Annotated in this window: 15 protein-coding genes; 10 read left to right on the top strand and 5 right to left on the bottom strand. The window is 72.2% G+C overall.

Going from position 1 to position 14,900, the window contains the following annotated elements:
- Positions 1–43: 43 nt before the first annotated feature.
- From FFG40_RS11630 to FFG40_RS11620, 3 genes are read right to left on the bottom strand one after another with little or no spacing between them, the layout of a single operon-like run.
- Entirely contained in the window at positions 44–973 is a 930-nt protein-coding gene (locus FFG40_RS11630; RefSeq protein ID WP_027465536.1) for a flagellar motor protein MotB, read from the bottom strand.
- A gap of 2 nt (positions 974–975) precedes the next feature.
- Positions 976–1,800, bottom strand: coding sequence for a motility protein A (locus FFG40_RS11625; protein WP_071244627.1), 825 nt, complete (start codon positions 1,798–1,800; stop codon positions 976–978).
- Position 1,801: 1 nt separating this feature from the next.
- Positions 1,802–2,104 carry a flagellar FlbD family protein gene (locus FFG40_RS11620; protein WP_138803276.1) on the bottom strand — a complete coding sequence of 101 codons (303 nt, stop codon included), beginning with the start codon at positions 2,102–2,104 and terminating at the stop codon, positions 1,802–1,804.
- Positions 2,105–2,232: 128 nt separating this feature from the next.
- Here FFG40_RS11620 and FFG40_RS11615 point away from each other — a divergent pair, with 128 nt between their 5' ends.
- The 5 genes from FFG40_RS11615 (at position 2,233) to FFG40_RS11595 (ending at position 6,316) form a co-directional block, all read left to right on the top strand.
- Positions 2,233–3,312 carry a hypothetical protein gene (locus FFG40_RS11615; protein WP_111057181.1) on the top strand — a complete coding sequence of 360 codons (1,080 nt, stop codon included), beginning with the start codon at positions 2,233–2,235 and terminating at the stop codon, positions 3,310–3,312.
- Between the two features lie 109 nt (positions 3,313–3,421).
- Positions 3,422–4,261: a DUF4397 domain-containing protein gene (locus tag FFG40_RS11610; RefSeq protein ID WP_138803275.1), complete on the top strand. Its 840-nt coding sequence runs from the start codon at positions 3,422–3,424 to the stop codon at positions 4,259–4,261.
- 14 nt (positions 4,262–4,275) lie between these two features.
- Positions 4,276–4,908: a class F sortase gene (locus FFG40_RS11605; RefSeq protein WP_185974171.1), complete on the top strand. Its 633-nt coding sequence runs from the start codon at positions 4,276–4,278 to the stop codon at positions 4,906–4,908.
- Between the two features lie 68 nt (positions 4,909–4,976).
- Entirely contained in the window at positions 4,977–5,522 is a 546-nt protein-coding gene (locus tag FFG40_RS11600) for an RNA polymerase sigma factor (RefSeq protein ID WP_071244624.1), read from the top strand.
- Positions 5,519–6,316, top strand: a complete 798-nt coding sequence (locus tag FFG40_RS11595) for an anti-sigma factor domain-containing protein (protein ID WP_138803273.1) — start codon at positions 5,519–5,521, stop codon at positions 6,314–6,316. Before FFG40_RS11600 ends, FFG40_RS11595 begins: the two co-directional genes overlap by 4 nt.
- Positions 6,317–6,391: 75 nt before the next feature.
- Here the strand turns inward: FFG40_RS11595 and FFG40_RS11590 are convergent, their stop codons facing one another.
- Both FFG40_RS11590 and FFG40_RS11585 read right to left on the bottom strand, forming a co-directional pair.
- The gene (locus tag FFG40_RS11590; RefSeq protein ID WP_138803272.1) at positions 6,392–7,012 is read right to left on the bottom strand and encodes a response regulator transcription factor; all 621 of its coding nucleotides are present in this window, start codon (positions 7,010–7,012) and stop codon (positions 6,392–6,394) included.
- Complete coding sequence (locus FFG40_RS11585) at positions 7,009–8,187, bottom strand: sensor histidine kinase (protein ID WP_138803271.1); 1,179 nt, start codon at positions 8,185–8,187, stop codon at positions 7,009–7,011. Before FFG40_RS11585 ends, FFG40_RS11590 begins: the two co-directional genes overlap by 4 nt.
- Positions 8,188–8,338: 151 nt before the next feature.
- On the opposite strand from FFG40_RS11585, the gene FFG40_RS11580 reads away from it, so the two are divergent.
- From FFG40_RS11580 to FFG40_RS11560, 5 genes are all read left to right on the top strand, one after another.
- Entirely contained in the window at positions 8,339–9,424 is a 1,086-nt protein-coding gene (locus tag FFG40_RS11580) for an ABC transporter permease (protein ID WP_138803270.1), read from the top strand.
- On the top strand, positions 9,421–10,095 hold the full coding sequence (locus tag FFG40_RS11575) for an ABC transporter ATP-binding protein (RefSeq protein WP_138803269.1): 675 nt from the start codon (positions 9,421–9,423) through the stop codon (positions 10,093–10,095). The genes FFG40_RS11580 and FFG40_RS11575 overlap by 4 nt, the downstream gene beginning before the upstream one ends.
- A gap of 108 nt (positions 10,096–10,203) precedes the next feature.
- Positions 10,204–11,772: a UDP-N-acetylglucosamine 1-carboxyvinyltransferase gene (locus FFG40_RS11570; RefSeq protein ID WP_176708770.1), complete on the top strand. Its 1,569-nt coding sequence runs from the start codon at positions 10,204–10,206 to the stop codon at positions 11,770–11,772.
- 219 nt (positions 11,773–11,991) lie between these two features.
- The gene (locus FFG40_RS11565; RefSeq protein WP_138803268.1) at positions 11,992–13,128 is read left to right on the top strand and encodes a DUF475 domain-containing protein; all 1,137 of its coding nucleotides are present in this window, start codon (positions 11,992–11,994) and stop codon (positions 13,126–13,128) included.
- A gap of 114 nt (positions 13,129–13,242) precedes the next feature.
- Positions 13,243–14,844 carry a Na+/H+ antiporter gene (locus FFG40_RS11560; RefSeq protein WP_111223767.1) on the top strand — a complete coding sequence of 534 codons (1,602 nt, stop codon included), beginning with the start codon at positions 13,243–13,245 and terminating at the stop codon, positions 14,842–14,844.
- The last annotated feature ends 56 nt before the right edge of the window (positions 14,845–14,900 follow it).

The raw sequence follows: 14,900 nt of genomic DNA, 5'->3' as shown, positions 1-14,900 counted from the left end.
GGGCGGTGGCGTCAGCGCTGGTGCGCTCCGCGCGGTGCGTGTCTCAGCCCTGCTGCGCTCCGTCCTGTGCCTTCGCCAGCGCCGGCATGAGGGCGCTGACGTCCTGGTCGGCGTTCGACAGGACCACGATGTCGACCCGCCGGTTCAGGGCGAGGTCCCGGTCCGTGCCGCCCTTCGCCAGTGGCCGGCTCGACCCGAACCCGACGCTCTGGACGTGCTCGCCGGGCATCCCGCCCCGCTCGACCAGGTCGCGGAGGACCCCGGTCGCCCGCGCCGCGCTGAGCTCCCAGTTGGTGGCGTACGGCGCCGTCGAGTTCCGCTGGTCGGCGTGCCCCTCGACGCTGACGTCGTGGTCGGAGGTCTTCAGCACCGGCGCGATGGCGTCCATGATCGACCGCGCCTGGTCGGACAGGTCCGCGCTGTTCGTGCCGAAGTACGTCTCGCTGCCGATCAACCGGACGATCAGGCCGCGGGCGTCCACGGTGAACTGGACGTTCTCGCTCTGGCCCGCCTTCGCCAGGTTGTGCTGGATCGCACGCTCGAGCTTCGTCAGGTCGTCGAGCTCGCGCTTCGCCTCGGCGAGGTCCTGCTTCGTCGCCGTCGTCGGCACCACCGTCGACGCGGGGTCGACGTTGGTGTCCTTCGTGCCCGACGAGGCGGTCGAGTGGTCGGCCTGGGACTTGTCCGTCGAGTAGCCGGAGCCGTCCTCGACCTGGTCCTTCGTCACGACGGTCCCGCTCGCGGTGTCGATCTTCTGCGAGTCGACCTCGCCGAAGCCGGTGGCGAGCGACTGCTTCAGCTGGATGTACTTCTCCTGGTCGACGGTGGACATCGCGAAGAGCACGAGGAACATGCACATCAGCACCGTGATCATGTCCATGTACGACGCCATCCAGCGCTCGTCGGGGTGCTCGGCCTCGTCGTGGGACTTCTTCGCGCGACCGCGGCCGCGGCCCCGGGGGTTGGCGCTCACGCTCAGGCCGCCAGCTGCTGGTCGTCGGCCGCGTCGGCCTTCTTGCCTGCCTTGCCGGCCTTGCCACCCGTGTCGGCGCGGGCAGCGGGCGGGACCATGGCCTTCAGCCGCTCACCGAGCAGGCGGGGCTGGCTGCCGGCCTGCACCGCGAGCAGCCCCTCCATCAGGAGCGTCTGGCGGTCCGACTCGAGCTGGGCGAGCTTGCGGAGCTTGCCGCCGATCGGCAGCCACATGAAGTTCGCGGTGAGCAGGCCCCACAGGGTGGCGACGAACGCGCTGGCGATCAGCGGTCCGAGCTCGTCGGGCTTGCCGAGGTTCGCGAGCACGTGGGTCAGCGAGACCACGGTGCCGATGATGCCGACGGTCGGGGCGAAGCCGCCGAGGCCCATGAAGAACGCACTCGCGCTCCGGGTCGGGGCCGCGTTCGACTCGATCTCGTCCTCGAGCAGGATCCGCAGCTCGTCGCCGTCGGTGCCGTCCGCGATGTTCTGCAGCGCCTTCTTCATGAACGGGTCGTCGTGCTTGTCGGCCTCCTGCTCGAGGGCGAGCAGGCCGTTGGCGCGGGCGGTCTCGGCGAGCCCGACGACGTCGTCGATGACCGACGCCGGCGGGGTGACCTTGCCGGTGAACGCCTTCGGGACCGCCTTGAAGCTGGCGATCGCGTCCTTCAGCGTGGTGCTGGCGATGCCGCAGCCGATGGTGGCGCCGAACACGAGCAGCATCGGGGCGGGCAGGAAGAGTCCACCGAGCTCGACGTGCTCCATCTGGACCATGCCGAACAGGGCGCCGAAGGCGAGCAGGATGCCGACGATCGTTGCGATGTCCACGTCAGCGACCCCCGTCCAGCGCGCGGCCGTGCTGCGTGGAGCGGAGTGCGGCGACCGGGGCGAGCGTGGGCTGCGGGCCGGTGATCGTGCTCGAGCGGGGGGCCTGGTCGGTGCCGTAGGCCATCCCGACGATGCGGGCGCGGTACGCGGCGATCAGGTCGATGACGTCGGCCATCGACTCCCGCACGATGTACTTCGCGCCGTCGACCATGATGAGCGTCGTGTCCGGCGTCTCCTGGATGCGCTCCACGAGATCGGGGTTCACAGCGAATCCGCTGCCGTTCAGTCGTGTGACGACGATCATGGCCCGTCCTGGTTCTCGATCGTCCCGCCGCCGTCCGTGGGGCGGGATGCGGGCCCGTCCGTGGGCCTGCACGGAGGACTATCGGCGGGTACGACGGGTGCGTTAGCGGCCGTCACTAGCCTGGTTCGGTGATCGATGCCTCGGACCTGCTCGCCCACCCGCGGGGCCGGCGCTTCTGCCTGGAGCTCGTCAGCGGTGTCCAGGACCCCGACGACCCGGCCGCCCTGCAACTCGGCGACCTGCTCTTCTGGGCGGAGCACCACCTCGGCGTCGAACGCGGCGACGACCGAACGCTCTTCGGCATCGGTGGTGCGGTCGAACCCGATCCGGCTCCGAACCTGGCAGCGGTGGCGAGCGCACTCGCGGCGGTGTCCCTGCCGTCCGTGGGCGAGGACGACGTCGTGGTCGCACTCGAGTCGACTGCGGAGAGCGCGCTGTGGTGGCAGCAGCCCGATGCGCTGGACGCGCTCCTCGCTCGGACGGAACTGCTGGCCGCGCTCCGGCGGCTCGCTCGGTGGGCGGTCGACAGCCCGGTCGTGCGCCGGCTCTCCGACCCGCAGGGCGGAGCATGGAGCGTCGAGTTCGACGAGGGCGACCAGCCCCGTCGTCCGAGCGCGGAGGCGGCACTGGCCGACTGGGCGCTGGAGCTGCGGGACGAGATCTCCGAGGGAAGTCCGGGGACCGGCAGCGGGGTGTGGTGGACGACGCCGCCGTGGCCGCTCGCGCAGCACACGCGAGCGCCGTTCCCGTCCGCCGGGCCGCTGGCGCTCTGGGCGGTCGAGGACTCCTTCGGGCAGGAACGCGCCGTCGTCTCGGCAGTGCCGGCCGATGCCACGGCGCGCGTGTGCACCGTCGAGGGTCCCGCCGACTGGGCCGCGCTGTGCCGGCGCTGGCCGCTCGACGTGACGGGGACGACCCGACGGAACGACTGGGCCGTGGCGACCGGACGGCAGGGCGACTGGGTGCTGCCGGACTGGTCCGCGGTGGCCACCGAGTACGACGTCGTGCACCTGACCGTCGCGGGCTGGTTCCGCACTTCCGGGCTCGCCGTGCCGGTCGACGGCAGCCGCGCGAGCGTCGTCGCCGGGTGGACGCCGGACTCCGCGTACCGGCTCACCGACCTGGGAGCCGGGGACGAGGCCGTCACGGGCGATCCGGAGACCTGGTCGCGTCCGGGCAACGCAGGGGTCTGGCGCCGTCTCAGCTGATCCCCAGGAAATCGCTGCATCCGATCGGGGTGCTCCGGCGGTAGTGGGGGTACGACGTCGAGGACGACGTCGTCCGCACCGGCCCGGACAGGCCCGAAGGAGACACGTCATGCGCAAGACACTCGCCACCGGCCTCAGCGCCGGTGTCCTGTTCGCCGCCGCCGCGGCCGTACTGCCCGCGACCGCTGCGACCGCCGCCACCGGCGAGGCGACGCTCTCGGTCCTCCACGCCGTCCCGGACGTCACCGTCGACGTCTACCTCGACGGCGAACGTGCCATCGACGACTTCACCCCGGGCACCCTCGCCGGCCCGATGATGGTGCCGGCCGGTGCACACCAGCTAGCGATCACCGCCTCGGACGCCACCGACGCGTCGAAGCCGATCATCGGCCCGGCGGACGTCTCGTTCGACGCCGGCGGCAACTACACCGCCGTCGCCCACGACGCCACGGACGGGTCACCCACCGCCACGGTGTTCACCAACGACACCTCGGCCGTCGCGGCCGGCCAGGGACGCCTGGTCGTCCGGCACGTCGCCGCCGCACCGGCCGTCGACGTCCTCGCCGGTGGGAAGGCCGTCGTGTCGAACCTGTCGAACCCCGACGAGCAGGCACTCGAACTGCCGGCCGGCACCGTGTCTGCGACCGTCGCCGCCACCGGGACCACCGACCCCGTGATCGGCCCGGCGGACGTCGCGGTCACCGCGGGCTCGTCGACCATCGTCTACGCCTGGGGCAGCCTGGACGACGACAACCTCGCCCTCGCCACGCAGACGATCGCGGACCTCGGTGGCACGCCGAACGGCGTCCCCGCCGGGAACGCCGGTCTCGTGGCCACGAACGACCAGGACCCCCTGCCCCTGGTCGGCGCAGCGGCGGCCGCACTGGCCGCCGCTGCCGCGATCGGGGCCGTGGTGCTCCGCCGCCGGTACGCAGCGACCCGCCGCTGAACGTGCCACGCCCCGTGCGGTCCGCCACGGTGACGCTCGTCGTCGCCGTGGCGGCCGCCGCCCTGACCGGGTGCTCGTCGGCCGGGACCACCCCCGGCGGGCAGCCGTCCGTCCTGACGACCACCACCCCCACACCGGTCCCGTCGGCGTTCTCGACCGAGGTGCCGCAGCAGACCGCCACGATCCCCCCGGTCCGGGACGCCCCCGCCCCGACCACCATCACCGTCGACCACGCCGGCATCAGCGCGCCGGTCCGTCCGGAGGGGGTCGACGAGGACGGCGCGATGGCGCTCCCGCCCGACCCGGCCACCGCGGGCTGGTACCGGTTCGGTGCCGCCCCGTCGTCCACCGAGGGCACCGTCGTCATCGCGGCCCACGTCGACGCGGTCGGCTACGGCATCGGTCCGTTCTCCCGCCTCGGCGACGCCCCGTCCGGCACCCGGGTCACCCTGACCGACGCGGACGGTGCCGAGACCGCGTGGCGGATCGACTCCGTCAGCATGCTCGAGAAGCAGGGACTCCCCTGGGGTGAGGTGTTCCGTGACGACGGGCCCCGACGGCTCGTCCTGGTGACCTGCGGCGGGACGTTCGACGCAGCCACCGGACACTACGAGAGCAACCTCGTCGTCACCGCGGTCCCGGCCTGACCGTGGCGACGATCCGCCCCCTACGATCGGACCGTGGTCGACGACGACCGCGCCAGCGACAGGAAGACGTGACGACCATCCTCCCGGACGACAGCGAGCTCTCGGACGCGTTCCGCGCCGGGGGCGAGCACGCCCTGCGAGCCGTCTACGAGCGGTGGTCGTCGCTCGTGTACTCGCTGGCCCTGCGCGCCCTGGCCGACCCGGCCGCCGCGGAGGACGTCACGCAGCAGGTCTTCGTGAAGGCCTGGCAGCGCAGCACGAGCTACGACCCCGGCCGCGCCCCGCTCGGCGCGTGGCTGGTCGGCATCACCCGGAACTGCATCGCCGACGCGCAGAACGAGCGCCGACGGCACGCCAGCGCCGCCGACCCGGACGTGGTCGAGGAGACCACCCCGGCGCCGGAACCGGCCTTCGATCTGGCCGAACGCGCACTGGTCGCCGGAGAGCTCGAGCGGCTCGACGAGGTCCCACGGCGCGTGATGCGACTGGCGTTCTACGACGACCTCAGCCATCGTGAGATCGCCGAACGGCTCGAACTGCCGCTGGGCACCGTCAAGAGCCACATCCACCGAAGTCTGGCTCGGCTCCGAACACGTCTGGAGGTGATCGAATGAAGCACGTCGACGACGAGACGCTGGCTATGCTCGCGGTCTCCGACCAGGTCGCGACCGACGACGTCGCCGAGCACCTGGCGTCCTGCGACCGGTGCCGCGACGAGGTGGCCGCGCTGCAGCGGGTCGCTGCGGTGACCCGGGCGTCCGAGGACGTCACGCTGGCCGCGCCCCCGGAGCACGTGTGGGACCGGATCGCGGCCGAGATCGCCCGGACGCCACAGCAGGCCGCGGCGCCGGCGACCGAACCCGGACGAGCGGCCGAACGCGCGTCCGGCGGGACCCGGTCTGGCGCCCAGCACCACGCCGTGGCCCGCCGACCCCGATCCCGTCCCCGTCGTCGCCGAACCCTCGCCATCGCGATCGCCGGCGTCGGTGTCCTGGCCGTCGTCCTCGGCATCGGTGTGGCGTCGGGGGTCGTCCCCGGACTCCCCCGCGGCGACACCGAGACCGTCCTGGCGAACACCGAGCTCGCAGCGCTGCCCGGTTGGTCGGGGACGACCGGCCGCGCCGAACTCGAACGTGACCAGGACGGCCGGGTGACCCTGCTCGTCGACCTGCACGGTGAGCGCGGTCGCTCCGGCACCGGTCCGCTGCGCGAGGTCTGGATGATGCGGTCGGACCTCGGCGGACTGGTGAGCGTCGGCTACCTCGACGGCGACCAGGGCCGCTTCACGGTGCCCGACGGCGTCGACACCGCGGAGTTCCCGGTCGTGGACGTCTCGGCCGAGGCCGACGACGGTGATCCGGCGCACTCCGGTGACTCGATCGTCCGGGGCACCCTGACCGATCCCTGAGCGGTGCGATGCCCTGGTGTCCGCGAGTGGACAGCTCCGGCAGCTCCATCGGCTCCGTCGGCTCCGTCGGCTCCGTCAGCGGAGGATGCCGAGCGCCCGGGCCTCGGACACCGCGGCGGTCCGGGATCCGACGCCGAGCTTGGAGAACACGTGGACCAGGTGTGACTTCACGGTGGCGTCGGTGATGTGCAGGCGTGCTGCCACGTCGACGTTCGAGGCGCCCTCGGCGACGAGCCGGAGGACCTCGATCTCGCGAGCGGACAGGCTGACCCGTGGCGCACGCATCCGTGCCATCAGGCGGCTGGCGACCGCCGGCGCGAGGGCGCTCTCACCGGCGGCTGCGGCGCGCACCGCGGCGAGCAGTTCGTCGGGCGGCGTGTCCTTGAGCAGGTACCCGCTGGCCCCCGCTTCGACGGCGCCCAGGATGTCGCCGTCGCTGTCGTAGTTGGTGAGGACGAGGACGTACGGCGCGGCGTCGGTCGACCGGATCTGCCGGGTGGCGTCGGCACCGGTGCGGTCCTGCCCGAACTGCAGGTCTATCAGCACGAGGTCGGGGTCCAGGGACGCCACGAGCGCGGCGGCTTCGTCGGGTGTCGCGGCTTCCCCGACGACGTCGATGTCGACCGCCCCGGCGAGGAGTGCGCGCAGGCCGGCGCGGACGACGGGGTGGTCATCCGCGATGACGAGTCGGATCACGGGCCGCCGACCTCCACGGTCGCGGTGATGGTGGTGCCGTCCCCGGGCGCGCTGTCGATGGTGAGACGGCCACCCAGCTGGTCGACACGTTCACCCATCGCGCGGAGCCCGAACGCGTCGGACGAGCCGGAGCGGGTGCCGACACGGTCCGGGTCGAAGCCGCAGCCGTCGTCCTGCACCCGCAGGGACGCGTGCGTCGCGCTGACGTCGAGGGTGATGTCGACGGTCGTGGCACCGGCGTGCTGGGCGACGTTCGCGACGGCCCCCTGGGCGATGCGCAGCAGAGCGGTCTGCACGTCCATCGTCAACTCCGACGCTTCGGGTGCGGCCGTCACGGTGATGCCGAGCCCCTCGCGGTGCCACTGGTCGCTGAGGCGGCGCAGTGCCGCGGGGAGGCCGGCATCGAGGGACGGCGGTGCGAGCTCCCGGATGAAGCGCCGCGTGTCGGCGAGGCCGTCGGCCGCTGTGGCGCGTGCGAGGCGGATGTGCTCGATGCCCGGCCGGCTGCCGTCGGCTGCTTCGGCGGCGTGGAGGAGCATCTGGATGCTGGAGAGGTCCTGCGCGACGGTGTCGTGGATCTCGCGTGCCAGGCGGGCGCGTTCGGTGAGGACGCCCTGCTGCCGTTCGGTCGCGGCGAGTCGGTCGCGGGTGGCGAGGAGTTCTGCCAGCAACGCCTCCCGCTCGACGGACTCGCGGGCGAGCGCCCGGTAGCCCAGGCCGATGAGCAACGCGACCCCGGCACCGACGAGGGGCCCGATCACCCCGCCCACGGTGAAGCCGCCGTGCAGGCCCAGGGCGACGACCGCGATCAGGGTCGCTGCGACCACGGCGGCCGGCCCGACGATCCGGGGCAGGACGTGCAGGTAGAGGAAGAACAACGGGAACACCAGGTACGCCGCTTCCGGCACCAGGACGAGCAACGCCACCCACACGACGGTCAAGGCGGTGATCCAGGCCGCTCCCACCACGGCTCGGCGTGCCTCCGGCGCGGCGGCGACACCGGCACCGAGCAGGTACAGGACCGCGAACCCGGCCACCAGGGCGATCGCCGCCCACATGGTCGGGTCGCGGACGACGAGGACCCGGACGACGACGAGTGCGACGAGCGCGGCGAACAGCACGTGCAGTCCGGTGCGGAGCCCGACGAACACGGGCGTGAGGGTGCTGTGTGCCATGTCCGTTGCAGCGTACGGCGGCCACGACCCACCGGACATCAACCAGAAGTCGGACGAGAGCAGTCAACCTCCCGGCGATGGCACTTGGACCCACGACGGCGAGGCTCGTCTGGACGGCAGGGAGCGCCCCTGCCGTCGGGAAGGAACCATCGTGTTCGTCGCTTGGCGCGACCTCCGATCCGCCCGTGGCAGGTTCGTGCTCATCGGGTCCGTGGTGTCGTTGATCACCCTCCTCGTCGGCTTCCTCGCTGGCCTGACCGGCGGCCTCGCCGCGCAGAACGTGTCCGCGGTCCTCGGCCTCCCCGGGAACCGGCTCGTCCTGCAGGGGTCCTCGACCGGGCAACCATCGTTCTCGCAGTCGACGATCGACGCCGCGACGGTGTCCGCGTGGCGGGAGTCCTCCGGCGTCGAGCAGGTCACGCCGATCGGGATCGCACAGGGGCGCGCCGCCGTGCACGCCGAAGCCGCACCAGCGGTCGCCGTCGCCCTGTTCGGCGTCCCACGGGGAGCCCCTGCGTCGACGGTCACCGACCTGGCTCCGAGGTCCGACGACACGGTGGGCCTGTCCGCCGGCGCAGCGAAGGACCTCGACGTCGCCGCCGGGGACGCCGTCACGATCACCGGGACGACCTACCGGGTCGCCACCGTCGGCGGAGACGCCTGGTACAGCCACACCCCCGTCGTCGCGCTCTCCCCGACGGCGTGGGCGTCGACCGACCGGCGCCTCGGCGGGGACGGCGAAGCGACCGTGCTCGCCGTCTCCGGAACGCCGGACTGGGGCAGCACGGCGGACCGCACGCGCACCGTCGCCGTGTCACCGCTCGCCAGCCTCACCGCGATCGAGACGTTCAAGTCGGAGGTCGGGTCTCTCGGACTCATGATCGCGATGCTCTTCGGTGTCTCCGCGCTCGTCGTCGGGGCGTTCTTCACCGTGTGGACGCTGCAGCGTGCCGACGACATCGCCGTCCTGAAGGCCCTCGGCGCCTCCGACGCGTCGCTCGTGGGCGATGCCCTCGGCCAGGCACTCGTCGTCCTGGCCGCGGGCGTCGGGGTCGGGATCGGTCTCGTGTCGGTCCTGGGGACGCTCGCGAACGGTGTCCTGCCGTTCCTGCTCAGCCCGCTCACCACCCTGCTGCCGGCCGCCGTGATGGTCGTCCTCGGCCTCGCCGGTGCCGCCGTCGCACTCCGCACCGTCACCAAGGCCGACCCCCTCACCGCACTCGGGAGCAACCGATGATCACCCTCGACGACGTCACCCTCACCTTCCCCGACGGCGACTCCCGCATCACGGCGGTGGACCGCGTTTCCCTGACCGCTCCGAGCGGGGTCGTCACGGGCATCACCGGGCCCTCCGGCTCCGGGAAGTCCTCGCTCCTCGCGGTCGCGGCGACCCTGGTCCGCCCGGACTCCGGGCACGTGTGGATCAACGACGTCGACGCAGCGACCCTGAGCCGGAACGAGGCGACGACGCTCCGCCGCGATGAGGTCGGCATCGTCTTCCAGCAGTCGAACCTCATCGAGTCGCTCACCGCTCGGGAACAGCTGCTCGTCATGGCGGAGCTCGGCGGCGGCCGCCGAGACCGGACCGCGGTGCGCACCCGTGCCGATGCGCTGCTGGCAGCGGTCGGTCTCGCCGAGCACCGCGGCAAGCGACCCGCGCAGCTCTCCGGCGGCCAGCGGCAACGGGTCGCCATCGCCCGTGCCCTGGTGAACACCCCGTCCGTCCTGCTCGTCGACGAACCCACCAGCGCGCTCGACCAGGAGCGAGGCGCCGAGATCATGGCGCTGATCGCGCGCCTCACGCACGAGCAGGGCACGGCGACGATGCTCGTCACGCACGATCTCGTCCACCGCGACGCGCTCGACCGCCTGGTCACCGTCGTCGACGGCCGCCTGACCGATGCCTGAGCGTTCGTCCCCCGAAATTCCCAACTGTGACGTATTCGAGACCTCAGGACGGGCAACGGGTGTCGATCTTCCATCGGTTTATCTCATGAGCGTGTTAGCGTGGCGCGCATGACCGACACCACCACCGTCGTCTCGCCGGCATCTCCGGCGACCGCAGCACCCCTCCGTGAGGTCGGCGCCCTGATCCGGGGCGCCCGCAAGGGCCGCAGCATGACGCAGGCCCAGCTCGCCGAACGCGTCGGCACCAGCCAGAGCGCGATCAACCGCATCGAGCAGGGTGGGCAGAACCTGTCCCTCGAGATGCTCACCCGCATCAGCGACGCCCTCGACCAGCAGATCGTCTCGATCGGCGGCGCCCCGCAGCGCGCCCACCTGCGCGTGCAGGGCGGCCGGAAGCTCAGCGGCTCCATCGCGGTGAACTCGAGCAAGAACGCCGCCGTGGCGCTGCTCTGCGCCTCACTGCTCAACCGCGGCGTGACCCGTCTGCACAAGGTCGCCCGGATCGTCGAGGTCGACCGCATCATCGACGTGCTCCGCAGCCTCGGCGCGAGCGTCACCTGGTCGGAGGACGGCGAGACCCTCGAGATCGTCGCCCCCGACGACCTGCACCTCGACGCGATCGACGCCGACGCCGCCCGCCGCACCCGCAGCGTGCTCATGTTCCTCGGCCCACTCAGCGGCCGGTACGAGTCGTTCCGCCTGCCCTACGCCGGCGGCTGCGACCTCGGCACCCGCACGGTCGAGCCGCACCTCATCGCGCTGCGTCCGTTCGGCGTGGACGTCGAGGCGACCTCCGGCTGGTACGAGGTCGACGTCGCGAACCAGGCCGTCCCCACCAAGTCGGTCGTGCTCACCGAGCGCGGCGACACCGTGACCGAGAACGCGATCCTGGCCGCCGCGGCCCGCGACGGCGAGACCGTCATCCGGAACGCCAGCCCCAACTACATGGTGCAGGACCTCTGCTTCTTCCTCGAGCTGCTCGGGGTGCAGATCGAGGGCATCGGCACCACCACGCTCCGCATCACCGGCAAGAGCCGCATCGACGAGGTCGTGGACTACTGGCCGAGCGAGGACCCGGTCGAGGCGATGAGCCTGCTGACCGCCGGCATCGTCACCGCGTCGACCCTCACCGTGACGCGTGCGCCGATCGAGTTCCTGGAGATCGAGCTCGCGACCCTGGCCGAGATGGGCCTGCGCTTCGACGTCAGCGAGGAGTACGCCGCCGCCAACGGCCGTACCCGCCTCGTCGACATCACGGTGCACCCGTCCGAGCTGCACGCGCCGATCGACAAGATCCACGCGATGCCGTTCCCCGGCCTGAACATCGACAACCTGCCGTTCTTCGTCGTCATCGCGGCCATGGCCGAGGGCACCACGCTCGTGCACGACTGGGTGTACGAGGGCCGGGCGATCCACCTGCTCGACCTCACCCGCCTGGGCGCGAGCGTCACCCTGCGTGACCCGCACCGCCTCGACGTCACCGGCCCGACGCACTTCTCGGGTGCCGAGATCAGCTGCCCGCCGGCACTGCGGCCTGCCGTGGTGATCCTGCTGGCGATGCTCGCGGCGAAGGGCGAGAGCGTTCTGCGCAACGTCGGCATCATCGCCCGTGGCTACGAGCAGCTGCAGGAGCGGCTCAACTCGCTCGGTGCGTCCATCGAGACGTTCCACGACTGACGCTGAACCCCCGCAAAACACCGGTGTTCGCCGGTTGAACACGCGCAGACCGCGGTTCAACACGCGAACACCGGTGTTTTGCGTTCCCGCGCGACCCGACGGCCCGTCCCCGCAAGTGGGGACGGGCCGTCACCCGTTCTGCGGGGTCCCCACGGGCCTCCAGGCCGATGCCCAGGAGCGCTCCATGCGCCGCCCAGCCCGACCGTGCTGGATGGGCAGATGGCCACGAGATCACTCCTGACCGTCCCCCTGCTCATCACCGTCGCGGCCGCCGCGGCGGCCTGGCTGGTGCTCGGCCCCGCCGCAGCGCTCGCCTTCGTGGCCCTCGCGTTCCTCGAGATCGCGATGGCCGCGGACTCGTCCGTGCCGATGGCCGGCATCGCCGGCCGACTGCACTCCCCCGCCCGGCGGCTGTTCCTGTCGCTCGGCATCGTCGCGGGCGTGCTCGCGATGCGCCTGCTCCTGCCGCCGGCCGCCGTCGCGGTCGGTGACGCGACCGACCCGGCCAGCTCGGTGGAGGAAGCCGTCTTCGCACCCGGTTCGTTCTCCGCGCACCTGGCCGAGGTGCGTCCCGCCCTCGCTGCCTTCGGCGCCGCGTTCATCTGGCAGGTCTTCGCCGAGTACCTGTTCAACACCGACCGCGCATCCCGCAGGTCGTGGCTGGGCAGCCTGGAGGCGCGGCTCGCCTCCGTCGCGCGACCCCGAGTCTGGTCACTGGTCACCGCTGCGACAGGGGTCGTCGTGACCTCCGTGCTCGTCGGGTCGCGTTCCGGTTGGGCCGCCGGTGCGCTGCTGCCGGTCGCGATCGGCGGGGTGGCCGGCATCGCCGCGTACCTCGTGTCGAAGCGGACCGCGTCGTGGGCGCTGCGCAGCGGCCCCGTCGGCGGCGCGTCGGACACGGCGTCGATCGGGGTCGGCCGCGGTGCCTGGCGCATCCACCTCTACGCGTCGACCGTCGTGTTCGAGCGGGGGCTCGTCGTGTTCATGCTCTTCGAGATCCTCGACGGCGTGTACAGCCTGTCGGGGTCCGGGCCGCTCGGGTCGGACGGCCTCGGGGCGCTCGAGCAGGCCGCCGTCGCCATCGGGGCGATCGGGGTGGGTGCGGTGTTCCTGGCCCGGCTGACCTCGCGGGTCGACCAGGCTGCGGGGCTCAAGCGGCTGCGGTACCTGAAGGCCGGGGCGGCGTACGTCCTCGGGGTGCTGTCGGTGCTGCTGTGGGCGAGTCTGCTCGTGCCGATCCCGGGCGTCGTCGTGGGGTGGTTCGGGACCGTCGTGATCGGGTCGGCGCTGGTGAGTTCCCTGCCGTGGCGCGCGTGGTGGTGGCGGCGGGTGGTGCGGCGGCCGCGGGCGGTGTGAGCGGCGGCGCGTGACGCGTCGTGCGGGTCTGGTGCGGCGCGTCGTCCGGCTGTTCTGGAAGGATCCACCGTGGATCGGCGTTGACTGGCGGGTCGGACGACGATCGGAGTGCACGTGCTGGGACCGGAACTGGTGGTCGTGCTCGGCCTCGCCATCGCACTGACGGCGGCCGTGGCCGACCGGATCCGGATCGCGCCACCCGTGCTGCTCCTGGTCTTCGGCGCGCTGCTCGGGCTCGTGCCGGAGTTCGCGGACGTCGAGCTGCCCGCCGAGGCCGTGCTGCTGCTGTTCCTGCCGGCGCTGCTCTACTGGGAGAGCCTGACGACGTCACTCCGCGAGATCCGGAAGAACCTGCGCGGCATCGTCCTGATGGGCACCCTGCTCGTCGTCGTGACCGCCGGCGCCGTCGCCGTGCTGCTGCACCTGCTCGGGATGCCGTGGGGGCCGGCCTGGGTGCTCGGCGCCGCGGTCGCCCCGACCGACGCGACCGCGGTCGGCGTGCTCACGAAGATGCTGCCGCGGCGGAACGTCACGGTGCTCCGCGCCGAGAGCCTGGTGAACGACGGCACCACCCTCGTCGTCTACGGCATCGCGGTGGCCGTCACCGTCGGCACGCAGGAGCTCACGTTCTGGGGCGTGTCCGGCATGCTCGTCCTGTCCTACATCGGCGGGGTCGCCGCCGGGCTCGCCGCCGCCTGGATCGGGACGATGGTGCTGCGGCGCGTCGACACCGTCGTGCTCGAGAACCTCGTCACCCTGCTCGTGCCCTTCGCAGCCTTCCTGGCCGCCGAGGCCATCGGCGCTTCCGGCGTGCTCGCCGTCGTGGCGGCCGGCATCGTCGTCAGCCAGGTCGGTCCCAAGCTCGACCGCGCCGAGACCCGACAGCAGGTGCGCGCGTTCTGGTCGTTCCTGACCTTCCTGCTCAACGGCGCGCTGTTCGTCCTGGTCGGTATCGAGGCGATGGTCGCCGCCCGAGCGCTCGACCCAGCCGACCTGCTGCGTGGGACCGGGATCGTCTTCGCGGTCGCGGTGCTGCTCGTCATCGTGCGGTTCGCGTTCCTGAACGCCGCGGGCGGGACCATCTGGCTCGTCACCCGGCGCACCGGCGGGGAACCCCGCGAAGGGCACCGCGACCGGCTCGTCAGCGGGTTCGCCGGGTTCCGGGGCGCGGTGTCGCTCGCCATGGCCGTCGCCGTGCCGCGCACCCTCGAGTCCGGCGGTGACTTCCCCGAGCGGGACCTCATCGTCTTCGTCACCGCCGGCGTGGTCATCGTCACGATCGTCGGGCAGGCGCTCGTGCTGCCGGCCGTCCTGCGTCGGGCCGCGCTGCCCGAGGACGAGTCCGTCAGCGAGGAACGTCGCTACGCCGAACGCACCGCGATCGAGGAGGCGCTCGATGCCCTCCCCCGTCTCGCACGGTCGACCGGAGCCGATCGTGCGACCGTCGATCGCCTGCGGAAGGACTACGAGGCCCACCTCGACGTGATCGAGGCCCGCGAAGGGGACGACGACGACCACCCCGCGCTGCAGCGGCACGACAACGCGGTCGCCCTCGAGCTCGCACTCGTCCAGCACAAGGCGAGGACCCTGTTGCGCCTGCGCGACGCCGACGAGATCGACGACCTGGTGCTGCGTCAGGTGCGCGCCGGGTACGACGCGGAAGAGGCACGGCTGGACGGCATCGAATCGGTGGCGTCGCCGCCCACGTCGTCGTAGGGACACTCCGGGCACACCTGGTCGAATCGGGCGTACCCGGTCTGTCGTTCTGACCG

Origin of the sequence: Curtobacterium sp. KBS0715 (genome assembly GCF_005938005.2) — a bacterium.
GTDB classification, from domain to species: Bacteria; Actinomycetota; Actinomycetes; order Actinomycetales; family Microbacteriaceae; genus Curtobacterium; species Curtobacterium flaccumfaciens.
This window is presented reverse-complemented; position numbering and strand designations above follow the sequence as displayed.

Bases quoted from the DNA above. Each gene is read 5' to 3' on its own strand.
- FFG40_RS11620 (WP_138803276.1), bottom strand. From the start codon at position 2,104: ATGATCGTCGTCACACGACTGAACGGCAGCGGATTCGCTGTGAACCCC.
- FFG40_RS11610 (WP_138803275.1), top strand. From the start codon at position 3,422: ATGCGCAAGACACTCGCCACCGGCCTCAGCGCCGGTGTCCTGTTCGCC.
- FFG40_RS11595 (WP_138803273.1), top strand. From the start codon at position 5,519: ATGAAGCACGTCGACGACGAGACGCTGGCTATGCTCGCGGTCTCCGAC.
- FFG40_RS11585 (WP_138803271.1), bottom strand. From the start codon at position 8,187: ATGGCACACAGCACCCTCACGCCCGTGTTCGTCGGGCTCCGCACCGGA.
- FFG40_RS11575 (WP_138803269.1), top strand. From the start codon at position 9,421: ATGATCACCCTCGACGACGTCACCCTCACCTTCCCCGACGGCGACTCC.
- FFG40_RS11570 (WP_176708770.1), top strand. From the start codon at position 10,204: ATGACCGACACCACCACCGTCGTCTCGCCGGCATCTCCGGCGACCGCA.
- FFG40_RS11565 (WP_138803268.1), top strand. From the start codon at position 11,992: ATGGCCACGAGATCACTCCTGACCGTCCCCCTGCTCATCACCGTCGCG.